General features: G+C 36.7%; 1 protein-coding gene. It reads left to right on the top strand.

What is annotated here, in order from left to right:
* Nucleotides 1-1,216: 1,216 nt before the first annotated feature.
* Nucleotides 1,217-1,519, top strand: a 303-nt coding sequence (locus A6D97_RS03480) for a GNAT family N-acetyltransferase (RefSeq protein WP_139074292.1), incomplete at its 3' end; no start/stop codon positions are given.

The raw sequence follows: 1,519 nt of genomic DNA on the forward strand, positions 1-1,519 counted from the left end.
CACACTTGTTGCGGTGAACAGCACTTCATACGACTTCAGGTCGCACGGACAAAAGCGTGTCAGTGATTTTACTAATTTAGTAAACAATGAATTACTACAAGTATATAAAGTCGTTTAATCAACTTCCATGAGTGATGTCAATCTGAGTGATATGTCGGCCAAGCACAGCATTTTTGTGAATCGTTGTATTTTTATCACAGGTTTATCCAATACAGTCCCGCTTTAGACGTAAGAAGCTACGCTGCTATCAATTCATTAGGAGCAACATCTTATGACTATTAGATAAAACCGACATTAACGTTGAACTTTATGAAAACAATACATCAAGGTTTGAACTGGCAACTTAATAAGTACGCTTTCATTATGTAATGATTTTACTTACAAAGTCATACTGTCATAGACAAAAGATTCCGTAATAATACGTCAAATGGTATGAGTTAAAACTTATATGGCGGTTCGTATCATTGGTGTTAAGTTTGGCTACACCAATTACGCAAACTAAAAAAATAGTGCAGAAAAGCTTTCGATAACATTAGCTTCAATATTCCAGGGCTGTGTCTATTTTTGCATTGTGATTGGCCATCTTCGATAACATCAAGATTTGGCCTACACTAAAACTTCAGGGTAACCAGCACTCTTTCTTTAACGCTTACCGAACTAGTTGTCCAAATTTAAACAAGTGGACTCGATATGAGAACAAGTGCGCCTAATGAGAGAGCACTCGTCAATGGAATGAACGTCAGTGTTGAATGCAAAGGCGATAAGATATTGGCCACCATTTTAGCTGATAAGTGATATACAAAATGTAGCTGGCTGAGAACACATTAAAGTTATCTTTAATCACACTCGTCAGCATTCTATCAGGGAGTTTGTTTTGGGTTTTGTGACGGCACTATTGTAAAAATACTATACGTACCCTCTTTTTGAATCATCGTGGGCAACGCTTGGAACTAATATTTCTGTCATGGGGGCAGACAAAATAGGAAACAATAACTTCCATCATCGTTTTTAATTAAGACATACATATACCTTAATTAAAAAAATTGGCGCGTTCTAATATGCGCCAGATAAAGAGATCTATAAGATACTTGAAGAGTCTATGTTAAAAGACAGGAGCAAAAGCGACATTACCATTTTGATAACTCAAGATTAGCTTATCAAGATCCTTACATTGGCCAGTTACTTTTAATGAAACACCTACCCAAGGTAAATAAGCATGAATAAAATTAGCTTTTTAAAAATAAACAATACCATTATCAATGACATTATTGATCTCTCAGTGGAAGAGTCTCAAAAACAACTCATTGCTAACAACGCAGAGTGGCTTGCAGAAGCCAGTTTTAACGACGATAGTATCAACTATGGTATTTACTTAAACAATAAACCTGCGGGGCTAATCTCTCTGATTGACCCTAGAATACTGGACACACACGATGAACACTTTCAAAAGGAGCATTTATATGTATGGCGCGTCATGATTGACCATCGTTTCCAAGGAAAAGGATTGGGGAGTCAAGCG

The sequence above is a fragment of the Vibrio sp. ZF57 genome, assembly GCF_001691235.1.
GTDB lineage: Bacteria > Pseudomonadota > Gammaproteobacteria > Enterobacterales > Vibrionaceae > Vibrio > Vibrio crassostreae_C.